13 protein-coding genes are annotated in these 15,377 nt (G+C 40.1%); 3 read left to right on the top strand and 10 right to left on the bottom strand.

The features are described from left to right. Window positions 1–299: 299 nt before the first annotated feature. Window positions 300–3,320 carry a TonB-dependent receptor gene (locus PSH41_RS13520; protein ID WP_024034306.1) on the top strand — a complete coding sequence of 1,007 codons (3,021 nt, stop codon included), beginning with the start codon at window positions 300–302 and terminating at the stop codon, window positions 3,318–3,320. A 76-nt stretch (window positions 3,321–3,396) separates the two neighbouring features. On the opposite strand, the gene PSH41_RS13515 is transcribed toward PSH41_RS13520, so the two are convergent. The 5 genes from PSH41_RS13515 to PSH41_RS13495 all read right to left on the bottom strand — a co-directional run bounded on the left by PSH41_RS13515 (window position 3,397) and on the right by PSH41_RS13495 (window position 9,969). Continuing rightward, entirely contained in the window at window positions 3,397–5,238 is a 1,842-nt protein-coding gene (locus PSH41_RS13515) for a methyl-accepting chemotaxis protein (RefSeq protein WP_273589285.1), read from the bottom strand. 157 nt (window positions 5,239–5,395) lie between these two features. Further along, window positions 5,396–6,676, bottom strand: a complete 1,281-nt coding sequence (hemL, locus tag PSH41_RS13510; protein ID WP_004587157.1) for a glutamate-1-semialdehyde 2,1-aminomutase — start codon at window positions 6,674–6,676, stop codon at window positions 5,396–5,398. 35 nt (window positions 6,677–6,711) lie between these two features. Then, window positions 6,712–7,728: an aspartate carbamoyltransferase gene (locus PSH41_RS13505; RefSeq protein WP_004587156.1), complete on the bottom strand. Its 1,017-nt coding sequence runs from the start codon at window positions 7,726–7,728 to the stop codon at window positions 6,712–6,714. A gap of 116 nt (window positions 7,729–7,844) precedes the next feature. Beyond that, window positions 7,845–8,279 (bottom strand): CopD family protein, encoded by a 435-nt coding sequence (locus PSH41_RS13500; RefSeq protein ID WP_273589286.1) that lies wholly within the window; start codon window positions 8,277–8,279, stop codon window positions 7,845–7,847. Window positions 8,280–8,286: 7 nt separating this feature from the next. Continuing rightward, window positions 8,287–9,969, bottom strand: a complete 1,683-nt coding sequence (locus PSH41_RS13495) for a chloride channel protein (protein ID WP_055252948.1) — start codon at window positions 9,967–9,969, stop codon at window positions 8,287–8,289. A 248-nt stretch (window positions 9,970–10,217) separates the two neighbouring features. On the opposite strand from PSH41_RS13495, the gene erpA reads away from it, so the two are divergent. Further along, window positions 10,218–10,556 carry an iron-sulfur cluster insertion protein ErpA gene (erpA, locus tag PSH41_RS13490; RefSeq protein WP_002958911.1) on the top strand — a complete coding sequence of 113 codons (339 nt, stop codon included), beginning with the start codon at window positions 10,218–10,220 and terminating at the stop codon, window positions 10,554–10,556. Between the two features lie 48 nt (window positions 10,557–10,604). Here erpA and PSH41_RS13485 read toward each other — a convergent pair whose 3' ends face one another. Further along, window positions 10,605–10,793, bottom strand: coding sequence for a hypothetical protein (locus PSH41_RS13485; protein WP_004587152.1), 189 nt, complete (start codon window positions 10,791–10,793; stop codon window positions 10,605–10,607). Between the two features lie 499 nt (window positions 10,794–11,292). Between PSH41_RS13485 and PSH41_RS13480 the strand changes: the two genes are divergently transcribed. After that, a complete protein-coding gene (locus tag PSH41_RS13480; protein ID WP_004587151.1) occupies window positions 11,293–11,532 on the top strand; it encodes a helix-turn-helix domain-containing protein in 240 nt (79 codons plus the stop codon). Between the two features lie 71 nt (window positions 11,533–11,603). Here PSH41_RS13480 and PSH41_RS13475 read toward each other — a convergent pair whose 3' ends face one another. Genes PSH41_RS13475 through PSH41_RS13460 form a run of 4 tightly spaced genes read right to left on the bottom strand, consistent with a single transcriptional unit; the run spans window position 11,604 to window position 15,354 of the window. Further along, a complete protein-coding gene (locus PSH41_RS13475) occupies window positions 11,604–12,983 on the bottom strand; it encodes an AmpG family muropeptide MFS transporter (RefSeq protein ID WP_004587150.1) in 1,380 nt (459 codons plus the stop codon). 46 nt (window positions 12,984–13,029) lie between these two features. Beyond that, window positions 13,030–13,647: a peptidylprolyl isomerase gene (locus tag PSH41_RS13470; protein ID WP_004587149.1), complete on the bottom strand. Its 618-nt coding sequence runs from the start codon at window positions 13,645–13,647 to the stop codon at window positions 13,030–13,032. A gap of 2 nt (window positions 13,648–13,649) precedes the next feature. Further along, the gene (locus PSH41_RS13465; RefSeq protein ID WP_273589287.1) at window positions 13,650–14,210 is read right to left on the bottom strand and encodes a YajG family lipoprotein; all 561 of its coding nucleotides are present in this window, start codon (window positions 14,208–14,210) and stop codon (window positions 13,650–13,652) included. 1 nt (window position 14,211) lies between these two features. Further along, complete coding sequence (locus PSH41_RS13460) at window positions 14,212–15,354, bottom strand: methyltransferase (protein ID WP_024034301.1); 1,143 nt, start codon at window positions 15,352–15,354, stop codon at window positions 14,212–14,214. Between the last annotated feature and the right edge of the window lie 23 nt (window positions 15,355–15,377).

Raw genomic sequence — 15,377 nt, 5'->3', positions numbered from 1 at the left:
TAAAGTAGCACTTTGCGAGATTAAAAATAAGAGCATTGTAACGAGTATGTTAATAGTTTAATTAACTGAATTGTTGTTAATTAATTGTCTGTTTTTTGTTTCTTTAAATCAACATTGGGAATCTTATATTTCACAAATAAACATGTAAAAATAAATTTAAGTTATTGTTTTTAAATTATTTTTATTTCTATTTTATCTTTATTTAATTAACATATTTACAATTTGTACCCTTTTGTTACCCTCTGTATGCATTTTGTATAAAGTGCAAAAATAATTATAAACTTAACAGGGATAAGAGTATGAAAAATATTTTCAAAAAAAATCTTACGGCAATAGCGGTTCTCGCTTCACTAGGTGTAGCGCTTCCAGCAGTGGCATCTGATGTTGTAGGTTCTATCGATAATATTTCTACTACAGCAGGGTATACCGTAACAGTAAAAAATCCTGCAACAGGGTTAGAAAGAACATTAAATATTTCTGAAGACGGTTCATTTCGATTTGCTTCATTGCCTTCAGGTAGCTATCAAATACAAATCTTAAAAAACGGCGCCGTTGTAGCTGAAGATAGTGTGCGCGTCTCATTAGGCGCTAATGCAAAAGCGAGCTTTGATTTAGCACAAGTCAGTGATTCCGGTCCTGAAGTAATTCAAGTATTAGGCGCTCGTATTTCTTCGATTGATTTAACAACTGCCGATTCTGGCCTAGTTATTACAGATGCTGAAATAGACCGTATGCCAATAAACAGAGATCTTACCTCGGTTGCATTGTTGGCTCCAGGAGCTGTTAAAGGAGACAGTGCTTTTGGTAATACTGCGTCGTTTGGTGGCTCATCAGTAGCTGAAAATGCATGTTATATTAATGGCTTAGAGGTTACTAATACACGCCAAGGCCTTGGTTGTGGTGAAGTGCCGTTTGAGTTCTATGACCAGTTCCAAGTTAAAACGGGTGGTTACTCTGCCAAATTTGGCCGCGCAACCGGTGGTACCATAAATACAACTACTAAAAGTGGTACAAATGAGTGGGAATTTGCGGCAGTTGTGCAATTTCAACCAGACTCTTTGCAAGAAGAGGGAAGTATTTCTCGTGGTAACAATGGCGCAGGTCAAATATTTAGAGATGAAAGCTTAGACACTGATAGCAAAACAGATGTGACTATTTCTGCTGGTGGTCCTCTAATTGAAGACACGTTGTTTTTCTATGGATTAATTAACCCAAGAGATACTGAGTCTACATACACGTGGGGTGGAGATGAATTTTCGCCAAACGATCAATACCGTAATGAATCAGCTTCTGGTGGCGATAATTTATTTTGGGGCGGTAAGCTTGATTGGGATATTAATGAAAACCATAGGTTAAGCTACTTTGCTTACTCTAATCGTCGTGATATTGAGCGTTCAGTATACGAATACAATAACGGAACTGTGGGCGATCGTATCGATGGTGCCATTTTAAAGCGTGGTGGTGAAGCGCAAAGCTTAAGTTATACGGGTGTTTTAACCGAAGACCTAGTTGTTACTGCTATGGCTGGTAATATTAAAACAGAATATGAAACGCAATCAGAAAACTTGGTTTGTCCATCTATTACCGACTCTCGAGGTACTGCTAATCCAATCACTGGCTGTGGTGCAGGCGGTAGCTTTGGTGCCAATAATGATGAAAATACCCAATACCGATTAGATGTTGAATATGTATGGAATGACCATGAAATAACATTTGGTATCGATTACCAAGAGCGTAAGTCTGAGAATATAAGTAGTCCTATTGGTGGTCATAGCTATGATTACAGAACACTTGCAGATAATGGTAGTTGGCAAGCCGATAATGGCGCATTAACAAATAACACTGGTGCCGCGCTTGACTATGTTGAAGACCGTATCTTTGATGGCGGCGGCAGCTTTGAATCAGAGTTAACAGCTTACTACATAGAAGATCAGTGGCAAGTAACAGAGGATTTCTCAGTTAAAGTTGGCTTACGTATTGATGAGTTTGATAGCTGGGGTACGACTGGTAAGTTACTAACTAGCTTTGAAACAGATATTGCACCTAGACTAGGCTTCACATGGGATCCTACAGGTACAGGCGACACTAAAGTTTATGGTACATATGGGCGTTATTACTTACCCGTAGCCAATAATACTATTTTTAGAGCCGCATCAGGGGTTAGTGATATAACTACAGCTTATACATATACTGGTGTTGATTCGCAAACTGGCGCACCAACAGGCCTAACGCCATTAGCTGATACGCTTGGGAATGGTGGTATTCAAAACTCACAGCAAGTGAGTGGTGTACCGGTTATACCTGAAAAAGATATCTTCCAAGCGCAAGAGGCTGATCCATTCTCTAAAGATGAATATATTATTGGTATACAGCAAGCTTTAAATGATGAATATACAGTAGGTGTTAAAGGTATATATCGCGAAGTTGCAACAGCATTAGATGACTACTGTGGGCGATATGCATACCCTTACTGCGTAATGATAAACCCTGGCGATTCGTCTAGCTGGTACAGTGACGGTTACTACTGGAATGGAACCGATTGGGGAGATTCATCATTCAATAACGACGGTGTTCCAGATAGTGGTTCTTTAACTACCTATTCAGCAGAAACAATTGGCCTACCTAAAGCAAATAATGAATACACTGCTGTAGAGTTTAGCCTTGACTATAAAGCTGACACTATTCGTTATCAGTTTGGTTATACATGGGCTAGAAGTGTAGGTAACTTTGAAGGTGCTGTTAAATCAGATATTGGTCAAGCTGATGCGGGTATTACCCAAGACTTCGACTTCCCAGCAGTTATGGATGGATCACAAGGTTATCAACCTAATGATAGACGCCATACATTTAAATTCTTTGGTAGTTGGGAGCCAATGGAAGACTTAACTGTAGGCTGGAATGCTACTTTACAAAGCGGGCGTCCTAAGAGCTTATTTGGTCAAGGCTATCCATCTACCGATCCAAATTTAAATGGCGGTTGGGGTGATACTTTCTACATTTATACTAATGAGTGTCCAGATACAAATGGCAACGGCGACTGTGATCAAGATGAGAAAATCTATGAAAAACATAGCCGAGGCACAAATGGCCGTACACCTTGGGTATTTAACTTAGATTTATCTGCTGCATATGATTTCACAGTATCTGATATCGACATGCGTGCATCGGTTAATGTATTTAACATTTTCAACTCGCAAACAGAGTCATCACTGAATGAACACTATGAGCAAAATGAAGGTGAAGTAAATGCGTACCATGATGCTGCATACTCTTGGCAAACACCACGTTACGTTCGTATAGGTTTGGAAGCTCGCTTTTAATACTTATTAAAAACTAACCTTAAAAACCCTTCTTAATCGAAGGGTTTTTTGTAATTTAAAAGCACTTTTATAATTTTCAAGATTTAAAAAATTGCATTGATTTAGTTAAGTCATCAGAGAGCTGACTAAGTTGCTGTGCGTCTTGCAGTGTAGATTGCGCAGAGAGAAGAGTTTGATTTGCTAAGTTGCTTACTTCTTGCGAATCAGTTAATGCTTGAGTGGTTGCGTTAGATTGCTCTTTAACCCGCAGTGCTATCTCTTCGCCTTGGTGTTTTATATCGCCCATGCTTTGCTCTGCACTTTGTAAAATATCGTTTGTTTCGGTGGCGGCTTTTACCGATTGTTCCATCTTCTGGACACTTGAGCGCATTTTTTGTTGTGTATCGTCAGAAGCTTGTTGGAGTGAGCTAATTATTTGGTGAATTTCTTGGGTTTGAGTTTGTGTACGCTGGGCAAGGGTTCTTACTTCATCAGCTACCACGGCAAAACCACGGCCATGTTCACCGGCTCGTGCGGCTTCTATTGCTGCGTTTAGGGCTAATAAATTAGTTTGATCGGCTATTTCGCTAATGCCTTTACTTACTTTACTAATTTCTTGGCTATCTTGAGCTAGTCTATCTAAGGCTTGTTGGCTTTCGGTAAATTCAACTTGAAGGTCTTGCATGTATTTGGCAAGTTCCATGGTGTTGTTAGAGCCTTGCTTTACATGCTGCGCGGCATCTTGCGCTGTTAACATCGCTTGATTAGCAGACTCTTCTACACTTACTGCACTTTGCTCCATATTACTTAGTGCATCATGAATAGCGTTTACCCGTATTTGCTGTTTTTCAACATCGTTACTCGTTTGGCTGCTTGCCTGTGAAAGCGATTTTGTGGCGCCGCATAGCTCCACAGTACTTGCTTTTACATTATCTAAAAGTTTTGAAAAGGCATTAAGAAGTGCGTTATATCGCGCTGCAATAATATCCATTTCATCATTAGTACTTGAGTTGATAACCGCATTTAAGTCGCCATTTGCTGCTCTTTGCGCAGCTTCGGCAAAGCGATTAATGGTATCAACTACCGCAAAATAAAAACCAACCATTAAGTAAAATGCAATCAATAAACTAATTAATGATGCAGCTAATACAGTGTTTCTTGTCAAGCGTTGCGTGTTCAGTTTTTCATTTATTAGCGATTCAAGGGTAGGGATGCTTTTATCAATTAGTTGGCTAATACGACTAAGCACTTGGCTGGTAAGCCCTGCAAATTCGTTTTGTGTAAGCTGTATATCATCTGGTTCAAGCAGCTTTTTATCAATGGCTGTTTTAAAAGCGGCTATGGCGTTATGTAAATTAGTGAGAGAGGGCGTGAGTGCTTTATTTACAGATGCATCGGCCGTGGTGGCAATTGTAAGTATTTTATCGAGTTGCTGCTGGTACAAAGGTAGCGACTTACTTAAGTTTGAAAGCGCAATAAAAGTCTCTGATGTAAAACGCTGATTAGTAAGAACAGTATTAGCGCTTTGCGCTGTCGCATTTATCTGCATGATAAGCGCAGGTATAGGTGTAACTAATGCGCGATTAACATAAGCACTCGCAAGTTGGTTATCTAAGGCCAAATTAGACTGTATTGAAACCAGCTCAAGTACGTCATTCATTTGCTCATCTTTTACATTAAAACCACGTGCTTTAGCTATTTTTACATTTTTATAGGTTTCACCCTGCATTTGATTTGCAAGAATGTCTCTGTAGCTCAGTAAACCTTGTTTTTGCATTTGAGAGACGCTTATACTCTCGCTTAATAAAGAGACTAAAAAAAACAAACTAAGCGCAAGGGGTAATAATAAAATACCAAAAACTAAACCAATTTTAGTTTTATATTTTAAGTTGCCCATTAATGATATAGCAGGTGCTGCTAAGTGCCTTAAGCTCGTCATACGTTTCTCTTGTGGGGTAAAAGTGAGTCTAAAAAGTGAGACCGTATAAAGGCTAAAAACCATTCAATTATCAATACGCACAAATAAAAAAAGCCCGTAAGGGCTTTTTTTAACTACAGAGTTAATAACGCACATTATTAACACATGTATTGGATGCTTATAGCTTAGCGAAGGCGCGCTCTGCAGCTTCAATAGTCGCTTGTACTTCTTGCTCTGTGTGCGCAGCACACACAAAGCCTGCTTCAAATGCAGAAGGTGCTAGGTATACGCCTTCTTCCAGCATTAAGTGGAAAAAGCGTTTAAAGCGTTCTAAATCACATTCTGTAGCTTGTTTATAAGTGGTTACTTTTTCTGCTTCAGTGAAGAAAAAGCCATACATACCGCCTGCGTAGTTAGTGGTTAAAGGTATGCCTGCTTTTTTAGCGCCTGCTTCAAAGCCTTCACAAATAGCTTTAGAAATAGCTTCTAACTTATCGTGCAAACCTGGCTCACTTAATAGCTCAAGCGATTTTAAACCCGCAGCCATTGCAATAGGGTTACCAGAAAGAGTACCGGCTTGGTAAACCGGACCTACTGGCGCAATGTAATCCATAATTTCGGTTTTGCCGCCAAAGGCACCAACAGGCATGCCGCCACCAATGACTTTACCTAAACATGTTAAGTCAGGTTTTATGTTGTAATACGCCTGAGCGCCACCTAATGCAACACGAAAACCGGTCATTACTTCGTCAAAAATAAGCACCGATTTGTACTCATCACATACTGCACGCAAGCCTTCTAAAAAGCCTTCTACAGGAGGAATACAGTTCATGTTACCCGCTACTGGCTCAACGATAATACAGGCAATGTCGTCTGCGTATTTTTCAAATACAGCTTTTACTTCATCAAGGTTATTAAACGATACGGTAAGCGTGTGCTTTGCAAAATCCTCAGGGATACCGGGTGAATTTGGCACACCCATGGTTAATGCGCCAGAGCCTGCTTTTACTAATAATGAGTCGGCATGGCCGTGGTAACAACCTTCAAACTTAAGGATTTTATCACGCCCTGTATAGCCACGTGCTAAGCGAATGGCGCTCATTGTGGCTTCGGTACCCGAGCTTACCATACGTACTTTTTCGATTGAGGGAACAAGCGCTTTTACTTTTTCAGCCATTAAAATTTCAGCTTCAGTGGGCGCCCCATAACTTAAACCGTTTTCTACCGCTTCGTGAACAGCTTGCTTTATAGCTGGGTGGTTATGGCCCATGATCATCGGGCCCCACGAACCTACGTAATCAATATAACGGTTGCCATCGGCATCAAAGGTAAAGGCGCCCTCGGCTTTGGTAATAAATAGTGGCGTGCCACCAACACCGTTAAATGCACGTACAGGTGAATTTACGCCACCAGGAATTGAAGTTTGTGCACGATTAAATAAATCTTGGCTTATTGTCATGAAAAATCCTATTAATTGTCGCTTGGTAAAAGTGTTTAGCTGTCGCGTTTGCGGCTAAACCAAGGTACGTCTACTTCATATTGCTCGACTTTGTTTTCTACGCCGAGTGTTAAAGCAAACAGTGCCATACGAATTAACACGCCATTTTGTACTTGGCGGAATATAGCTAAATTGTCGTTACTGTTTAAGTCGTTATCAAGCTCATTAGCTTCTAAACGGCTATCGCGTGGGAGCGGGTGCATAAGCACGGAATTTGGCTTACAGTGCGCGTTATAAATTGATTGGCTAATTCTAAAGCCGCCACGGTATTTATTGGCTTCTTCTTGTGAAGGGAAGCGCTCTTCTTGAATACGTGTTTGGTACACAATATCCGCTGCTAAGTTCCCTTCCATTTTGTTGACTAATTGTATTTTATGGCCTGCATTTTCTACCGCATCTAAAATACTCGTTGGCATTTGTAGGCCATCGGGCGCCACCATCGAAAATTTTACGTTTTTGTAATGGCACAATAATTTAGATAGTGAATGTACTGTGCGGCCATATTTTAAATCGCCAACTAAGGCGATATGCATGCCATCAATGTTTTGATCAAATCGGTTGAGTTCACGTTCAATAGTAAGCAAGTCAAGTAGTGCTTGAGTAGGGTGCTCGTTTGGGCCATCGCCACCGTTAATTACCGGTACGGTACAACCGTCTGCAAATTCGCTTACCGAGCCTGCATCAGGGTGGCGCATAGCAACGGCATCAGCGTAAGCCGAAATAACACGCGCAGTGTCGTAAAGCGATTCGCCTTTAGCAAGTGCTGAGCTTTGCATGCCGGTTGTTTCGCGCACGCCACCGCCTAATAAATTAAAGGCAGTACCAAAGCTTACACGCGTACGCGTGCTTGGTTCAAAAAACAAATTAGCTAAAATAGCGCCTTCTAGCACTGTTGTTTGCTTTTGTTTTTTAGCATAAGGCTCCATTTTTTTCGCTACTGCAAAAATACGCTCAATGCAGTCTCTGTCGAGTTGATTTACCGACAGTATATGTTCACCTTGGAAACTTAACATGGGGTTATTCCTAATCAATCAAAGGGGCGCGATAATCCATAAGAATGGGGCACGCAATCGCGCGTGTTATAGCAAGTATTGTAAATTGCAGCGCAGTTTAACATGCGCTACACAGCTTATAAATTAGGTTTTATTACCGCAAGCGCAACAATAATTAGCAGCGCAATAACTGGGAGCTCATTAAAAATACGATAAAAACGGTCCGTTTTGGTATTTCTGTCGTGTTTAAAGTCGCTCAGTAATTTAAAGCAGTAGCCGTGGTATAGATATAAAATAATGACCAGTACCAGTTTGTAGTGCAGCCACATGCTGTATCTAAACCACTCACGGCCATATTCTACAATAGTGAGTACACCAAAAACGGCCGTTAAAATAGCAAACGGGGTAACAAAAAAGAGTAGCCGGCGTTCCATTACTTTAAGCATAGAGTTACAGGCTTTTTCTTCGCTCATTGCGTGGTATACAAATAACCGAGGTAAATAAAAAATACCGGCAAACCAAGCAATCATAAAAAAAACGTGCAGTGTTTTATAAATTAGTAAAGCGCTCATAAGAATCCTAAAGTAGGCTGTTACGAATAGTTAAAATATTATTTATTTGATCCCAGCGTAATAGCCCCATTATTTGCTGATCATCTAGCAAGTTGTATACATACAGGGCGCCGCTGCGTTTATCTTTTAAAATATCAAAGGCATCAGCTAAGGTCGACTGGCTGCTAATGCCTTGTAAGCTAATGTAGTTTATATTTATGTTTTCGCCCGACATCAGGGTAAGGTCGTACTCTGCTAGGCGATAGCCGTTTTCTTCATCGTAAACTATTAAAGGGGTTTGGCTATCCATGGCGTCTAAGGTGTTTTTAATTTGCTCTTTATCGTCTGAATAAAGCAGTTTAAAGTCCTCATCCATATCATCCATTATGCCCACTTTTTGTAGCGCCTCCGTTGCGGGCGATACATGATAGGGTAGCCCCTGAAAATCAAGCTGTTGCAAAAATATAGACCGATTGCCAAATACTTGCAGCGCCGTTACATAGGCGGTTGTTATCACTAACATGGCCGGTACAATAATCTCTGGCGAGGACGTAAGCTCCATCACAGTTGTTAATGCTGCTAACGGCGCATGTAATGTAGCTGCGAGTAATCCTGCCATTCCTAATACGCCGTATGTGCCTGCAATGTCAGCACCTGGGCTTATAAATTGGGCAAAAAAGGCCATTAAAGTACCTGTTAATACACCTAGCCCAATAACGGGGCCTATTAAGCCACCCGGTATTCCTAGGCCAATGGCAAACAAGGTCGCTAGCAGTTTAGCTATTAAAATAGTGGTAAGTAGTTGCGCGTTTTCAGGCGATTCAACCGCAATAGTAATCGCACTCATACCCGAACCCATCGCTTGGGGCACTGCATAGGCAATAATACTCGCAATACAACCTGCAATGAGTAAACGAGGAAACATGCTTAAAGGTTTAAATGTTTTTATGATCAGCATTAAATTTTGATTAAAGCTATAGGCAATTGCCCCTAAGGCCATGCCACATAAAATTAAATATGGGTAATGCCAACCACTCAATGGCGTAATGCTAATAAGTGCAAGCTCTGAGCCTTCACCAAACACGAATTGGGTTGCTAATGCACCAGTTAGTGCGGCAAGCATAATTGGTACAAAAATATGCACTTTGTACTCACGTAGCACTACTTCCATTACAAAAATAACCGCAGCCAGTGGGGTATTAAACGAGGCCGCAATACCCGCAGCGACACCACAGCCACTTAATGTACGCATGGCGTTATGCGGTAAATGAAGTTTATCGGCTAATATACTTGCTCCGGTGGCGCCCATATGAACAGATGGCCCTTCGCGGCCAACCGAAAAACCACTAATAAGTGCCAGTGCACCACCAACAAATTGGTTTACGGTGTTGTAAAGCGGCATTTGCCCGTAGTGGCGTTTAATGCGATGAATAACAAAAGGAATGCCTAATCGATAGTGTTTAAAGCCAGTAAATGCAGCAAATGTAGCAATCAGTAGCGCAGCAATTAACGGCATTAAAACTCGTTCAAGAGTGGGGATAGTAGTAAAATTATCGGGAGTGTCTAAAAATAAGCTTTGAAAAAACAGAATCGTTAAGCGAAATAAAATAATAAAAAATGCAGCAATTAAACCAGCACTTACGCCTAATAAGCATAATTGTACAGAGGTTTTTGGTTTTGCTAATCGACGCCTGAGTTGCTCAAGCCACATGCTGTATTCTCCGCCACATTTTTTCAGCGAGCAGTTTAACAAAAGTGTGCAGGTAAGTCCTTGTGATTTTGCAATTTTAAACACTTATATTAACAAATATTACAGCAATCACTAAAAACACATTTTGCTATCGTATCGGCTAAAGCAATAGTTAAAAGCCTAAGATACCTCAAGAGATGTTTGACTATACTTGATTAAAACACTCGGGTATTAGATAATCACGCCATTGCGATATTGAGGGTTTTAAAATGTCTGAAGAATTACCAATAAAGTTCAGCGATGCAGCTGCTGTTCGTGTTAAACAGTTAATCGACGAAGAAGAAAATCCAGATTTAAAACTGCGTGTTTACGTAACAGGTGGTGGTTGTTCTGGTTTTCAATATGGTTTTACTTTTGATGAAAAAGCAAATCCTGGCGATTTAGAAATAGTTAAAAATGGTGTAACCCTGGTTATTGACCCAATGAGTATTCAGTACTTAGTTGATGGCGAAGTGGATTACACAGAAGGGTTAGAAGGCGCACGCTTTTTTGTATCTAATCCTAATGCAACGACTACCTGTGGGTGTGGTGCAAGTTTTAGCGTTTAAGCAATTTACGCTTAGCTATTAAAGCCGCGTTAGCGGCTTTTTTAATGCCTAAAATTCAATTGGGCTGTAATGGGTAAACTGCATTATTAATACAAAAAAGCCTAATACAAAAGCAGAAAAGGCAAGTATGTATAAAAAGCCTTTTTTACCTTGTTTAATGGGTACTCCGTAGTGACGTAAAAACAAAAACCATAAAAAGCATAGTAAAATAGGCAACAAAAATAAGACTCTAAACATACTTCCTCTTTAGTCCCTTAGTTAGGGAAAAACGTTATTTATGGGAACTTTTTTACCCTTACTGTTGTTTAAACATCAATACAGCAAGGTTATTTGCACGTTAATTTGTAACAAAGTGCTTTTATCTTACAATTAATTTTTTAGGAAAAAACTTAATATTTTTGGTACGTTAACTTAAATATTCAGCATAAGTAAAGGTTAGTGATTGGGTAAATTTATGCAAACTATGTAATTAATTATTTAACCGAACTGTTAATAGTATATAATGTATCCAAGAGTGAGACGGGCAAAATTTCACTCTTAATAAAAATAAACCTATATCCTATTTTTGCGGGTTAGCACTGAATAGATTGGTAGGTTGAATAAGTAGCAATACCTTTGCTTATTTAAGCAATAGCTTGCTATTGAATAATGTAGTGGGTATCTGCTTATATGCCTCCAATCATTATGTGACTACTGCTTTGACGGGTATGTCATATCATCTAGTAGGAGATGTAAAATGATGGGCAAGACTGTTTCTTCTGAAGAAAACGAAAAGCTAACTAAATGGCTTAAAACAAAACGCCATGAAAAGGGTCATACAATGCGTAGCCTGGCACAAGTGCTAGGAACACCTCACTCATTTATCGGTAAGATTGAAAATCAAGAACGCCGCTTAGATGTTATTGAGTTTGTACGTTACTGTAATGCACTTGAAGTTGATCCGCATGAAGCGCTAGGCTTAATTAAAGCGGATTAATATTGTTTTGCTTAGGGTGTTATAAGGGGCACTTGAACGGCCTAAGCAAATCACGTTAATGCAGGGATGCATTACATATTTTTATGGTAATTTTGCTCTAACTGATAGAGCTTATGCCTAATCAAATATAAAAACACCAGCGAAGGTATTACCATTAATGCCGTTAACACAAAAAATAATGCCCAATTTCCCATTAGCCAATCATCAATAACCACACCACTGTAACTTGAAAGCAATGTACGCCCTAAATTACCAAGTGAAGCCAGTAAAGCATAATGTGTTGCACTAAATGCCCGGTCACATAACATCGATATAAATGCCACCATAGCGACTAACGACCAAGCCTGAGTAAAGCCGTCAATTACAATAGCAAAAGCGTATAAGCCTAAATTAGGGCCAACCAGCGCAATAGCCGAAAATGCTAAATTAGACCCCGCCATAGCAACACCACTTATAAATAGCCCTTTTACAATGCCGTACTTTTGATTAAACAAGCTGCCCACAAAGGTAAAAGCAATGGTGAGTACTGCAGTGCCTACTTTTGAAAAAGTGGCTATGTCGCTGTTGCTAAAGCCTATTTCTTTATAAAAAACAATCGACATGCGCCCTAAAAAAGCTTCGCCTATTTTAAATAAGAAAATAAATGCTAATAAGGCAAGGGCTGTTTTAACCCCATTTTTAGCAAAAAAGGTTTTAAAGGGATCAACCACTGTAACGCCAAGCCAAGCAATCACTTTAGTAAAGGGCGTTTGCTTAATGCTGGCTAGTTTTTCAAGGTATACGCGCTCAAGCTCTGCGTGAACAGCTTCTCGGTTTGATTTAGGCTCTTTGGCAAACAACACGCCGCTCATTAGTATCAACATAACAGCGGCTAAAAAGTAATACACTTGTGGCCAATCTAAAGAGGGGATATCGGCCATGTAAAAAGGAATAGCACCCAGTAATGCGTAACCTGTCCACCAACCCGATGTGGCCATAGCAGCAGCTGCAGTGGCTTTATGAGATTCGTTTTCGCTTAACGTGTCTATTCTAAAAGCATCAATTGCTATGTCTTGTGTGGCAGAGGCGACTGCGATGAGTAAACATAAGCCGGCGGCAATCGCTAAGTTTGCTTTTAAATCAAGCCCCGCTAAAAGCAGGGTGCCAATAAACATAAAGCTTTGGCAAAATAAAATCCAGCTGCGACGTTGCCCAAACCATTTGTACAATAATGGCAGTTTGGTTCTATCAATAAGCGGCGACCACATAAAATTAATGCTGTATGCGCCAAATACAATACCAAATAAGCCAATCATACTGCGGCTTAGGCCTTCGTCTTTTAGCCAAGCCGACATCACAGAGCCAATCAGTACCCATGGAAAACCACTGCTCATACCAAATATAAAAATATTGATTAAACGTTTATCTTTAAAATACGAGAAATATTCGCTTACTGAGAGGGTTTTGCTCATAGGGCCTTCATTGGCGTTGGGTGCAACTTAGTTGCACCTCAGTGATTTATAATGGGGTTTGCTCAAGTACTTTAATATTTAAAATAACAACGGGCGTTTTTGGTACAAAGTCGTAGCCAATTTTTTCATTAAAGCCGGTTTCTACAGCCATAATTTTATCTAGTGTGTCGTAACCATCCATTACATTGCCAAACACGGCAAAGCCCCAATCTCTACCTGGGTTTAAATGATCGTTATCATCCATATTAAAAAAGAACTGGCGAGTTCCTGAATGCGGTTCACGGTCTTGATACGCCATAGCGATGCTGTACATATCATTTTTTAAACCGTTGCCACTTTCGTTAAATATAGGGTCGTTTTCGTGTAAGCCATCAAGGTCTTTATCGTAGCCACCACCTTGTATTACAAAGTCACGGTCGTTTTCAACATCACGTTCTACACGGTGAAATATACTGCCTTGGTAACTTTTATCCATTACGTAGGTTAAAAAGTTATTTACCGTAATAGGGGCTTTTGAGCGGTCTAGCTCAACCACAATGCTACCCAATGACGTGACTATTTCTACACGCGGAAAAATATTGTCTTTTTGAACAAAACGGCCTTCTTGCGCGGCAAAGGTGCTTACACTAAATAGTAGGCTTAAGCAGATTAAAAATCGTTTCATTGTTAACCTTCTAAAAATTCAATTAATTCTGGGTCCGATACAATGCGGGTTATAATTTGTTCCGTCAACTTATTGAGTTGACCTTCAATTTTTGCACGATCGTGGCTCAGCGGCCCTTCTAAATTAGCACTGCCACGATACACTTTACTAAAATTGCTGGTAGAGCGAATGACCCTTACGCCTAGCTCAATGTGCGCTTCGCTGGTATGGCTCATGAGCTTTTCAGTCACTTGTGCTTGTAAGACATGAATGTCTAGTTCAAAGCGGGTTGTTGCTAGGTTAGAAATGCTTGCCCCGTTACGGTTTAGCGCGCTATCTAATACGCTTTTAACAGAGGTTACAATATCTTGGCTGGCAAAGGTTTTGGTTTTGTCCGACTCAACAAGCTTAAGGGTGGCGCTATCACCACGTAAATCAATAACGCTGGTACTTAAACTGGCTGAAATAACGCTAATTTGGCCACTTTTATAAACCGGGTTTAATATCACTTGGTTTGGCTGGTTACTGCATGCGCTAAACACCAGCATGGAGCAACAGGCTAAAATAAATTTAGTTAATTTCATTTTATAGCATCCCACTATTTTTAGTTGCGCTGAGCACTACAAACTTTTTGTTTGAACCTAATAGCTTACAGTTACCAAACATACGATTTAATTTATCGTGATAATCTAAATGACGATTACCAATAATACGCAGCTCGCCACCTTCTTTTAATGTATCTTTTGCTTGTTTAAACATTTGCCACGCAATGTGGTCGGTAACAGCTTGGGCTTGGTGAAATGGAGGGTTACACAACACCATATCCACACTGTCTCTTGCAAAGCCGGTTAAACAATCGTTTTCTATAAATTGGCAATCATCAAATTTATTTGCTTGGTTAAGTTCTACATTTAAACGTGCAGATTCGACCGCCATGTACGACTCATCAACAAAGGTTACCGACGCATTTGGACATCGTGATAACGTCATTAAGCCCACTACGCCATTACCACAACCTAAGTCGATAATACTTTTTGCTTTTGAGGTTTGCGGCAAGTAATTAAAAAAGAACCGTGCACCTATATCTAACGAATCGCGCGAAAACACATTGGCATGGTTCGTTATATTAAAATCAGTGCCTTCAAGCTGCCAACTTACCGGGAAGTTAGCTTCTTTATAACCGCCTTTAGCTGTACTTAATATTAAACGCGACTTTTTAACGGCCAAACTTGTTTTGGTTTCGCCAATAAATTGCTCAAACGCTTTTATAGTTGAGTTATGAATTTCCTTTGTTTTACCCGCGGCAATAACCGGTGTGCCAGGGGCAAGTACTTCACTCAACTCGCTTAATTGAAACTGTAAAAACCCGACGTTACGCGGTATTTTTATAAGTACTAAATCAACCTCTTCAGGCAGCGCAGATAAGCTATCTAACTGTGTAAATTGGGCTGTTGATAGTTTATTTTCTTTTAAATTATAGGCTGCAGCTTGGTGGCTAATATAAGAATCGTTAACTGAACAAACCGTTAATTCACTAAAATAACAGGCAAGAGCGCCAAACGCGTCGTTTAAAATTAGTAATGAGCGACAATCAGGGTGATGTTCGTTAACATAATTGATAAGGTACTCGTCGGCCGAATCCCACGCTTGTAAACTGCGGTTTTTTTGATCCAAAGGGAAACGTTCAAGAGTAAATGTTTTATCGCCTAGCTGGGCTTGCGTCGTCATAATGGTTTGTTGATCAGTAATCT

It is taken from the genome of Pseudoalteromonas sp. CST2 (assembly GCF_028599385.1).
Classification (GTDB): Bacteria; Pseudomonadota; Gammaproteobacteria; order Enterobacterales; family Alteromonadaceae; genus Pseudoalteromonas; species Pseudoalteromonas atlantica.
Note: the sequence above shows the minus strand (reverse complement) of the source record. Positions and strands in the feature narration are given on the sequence as shown.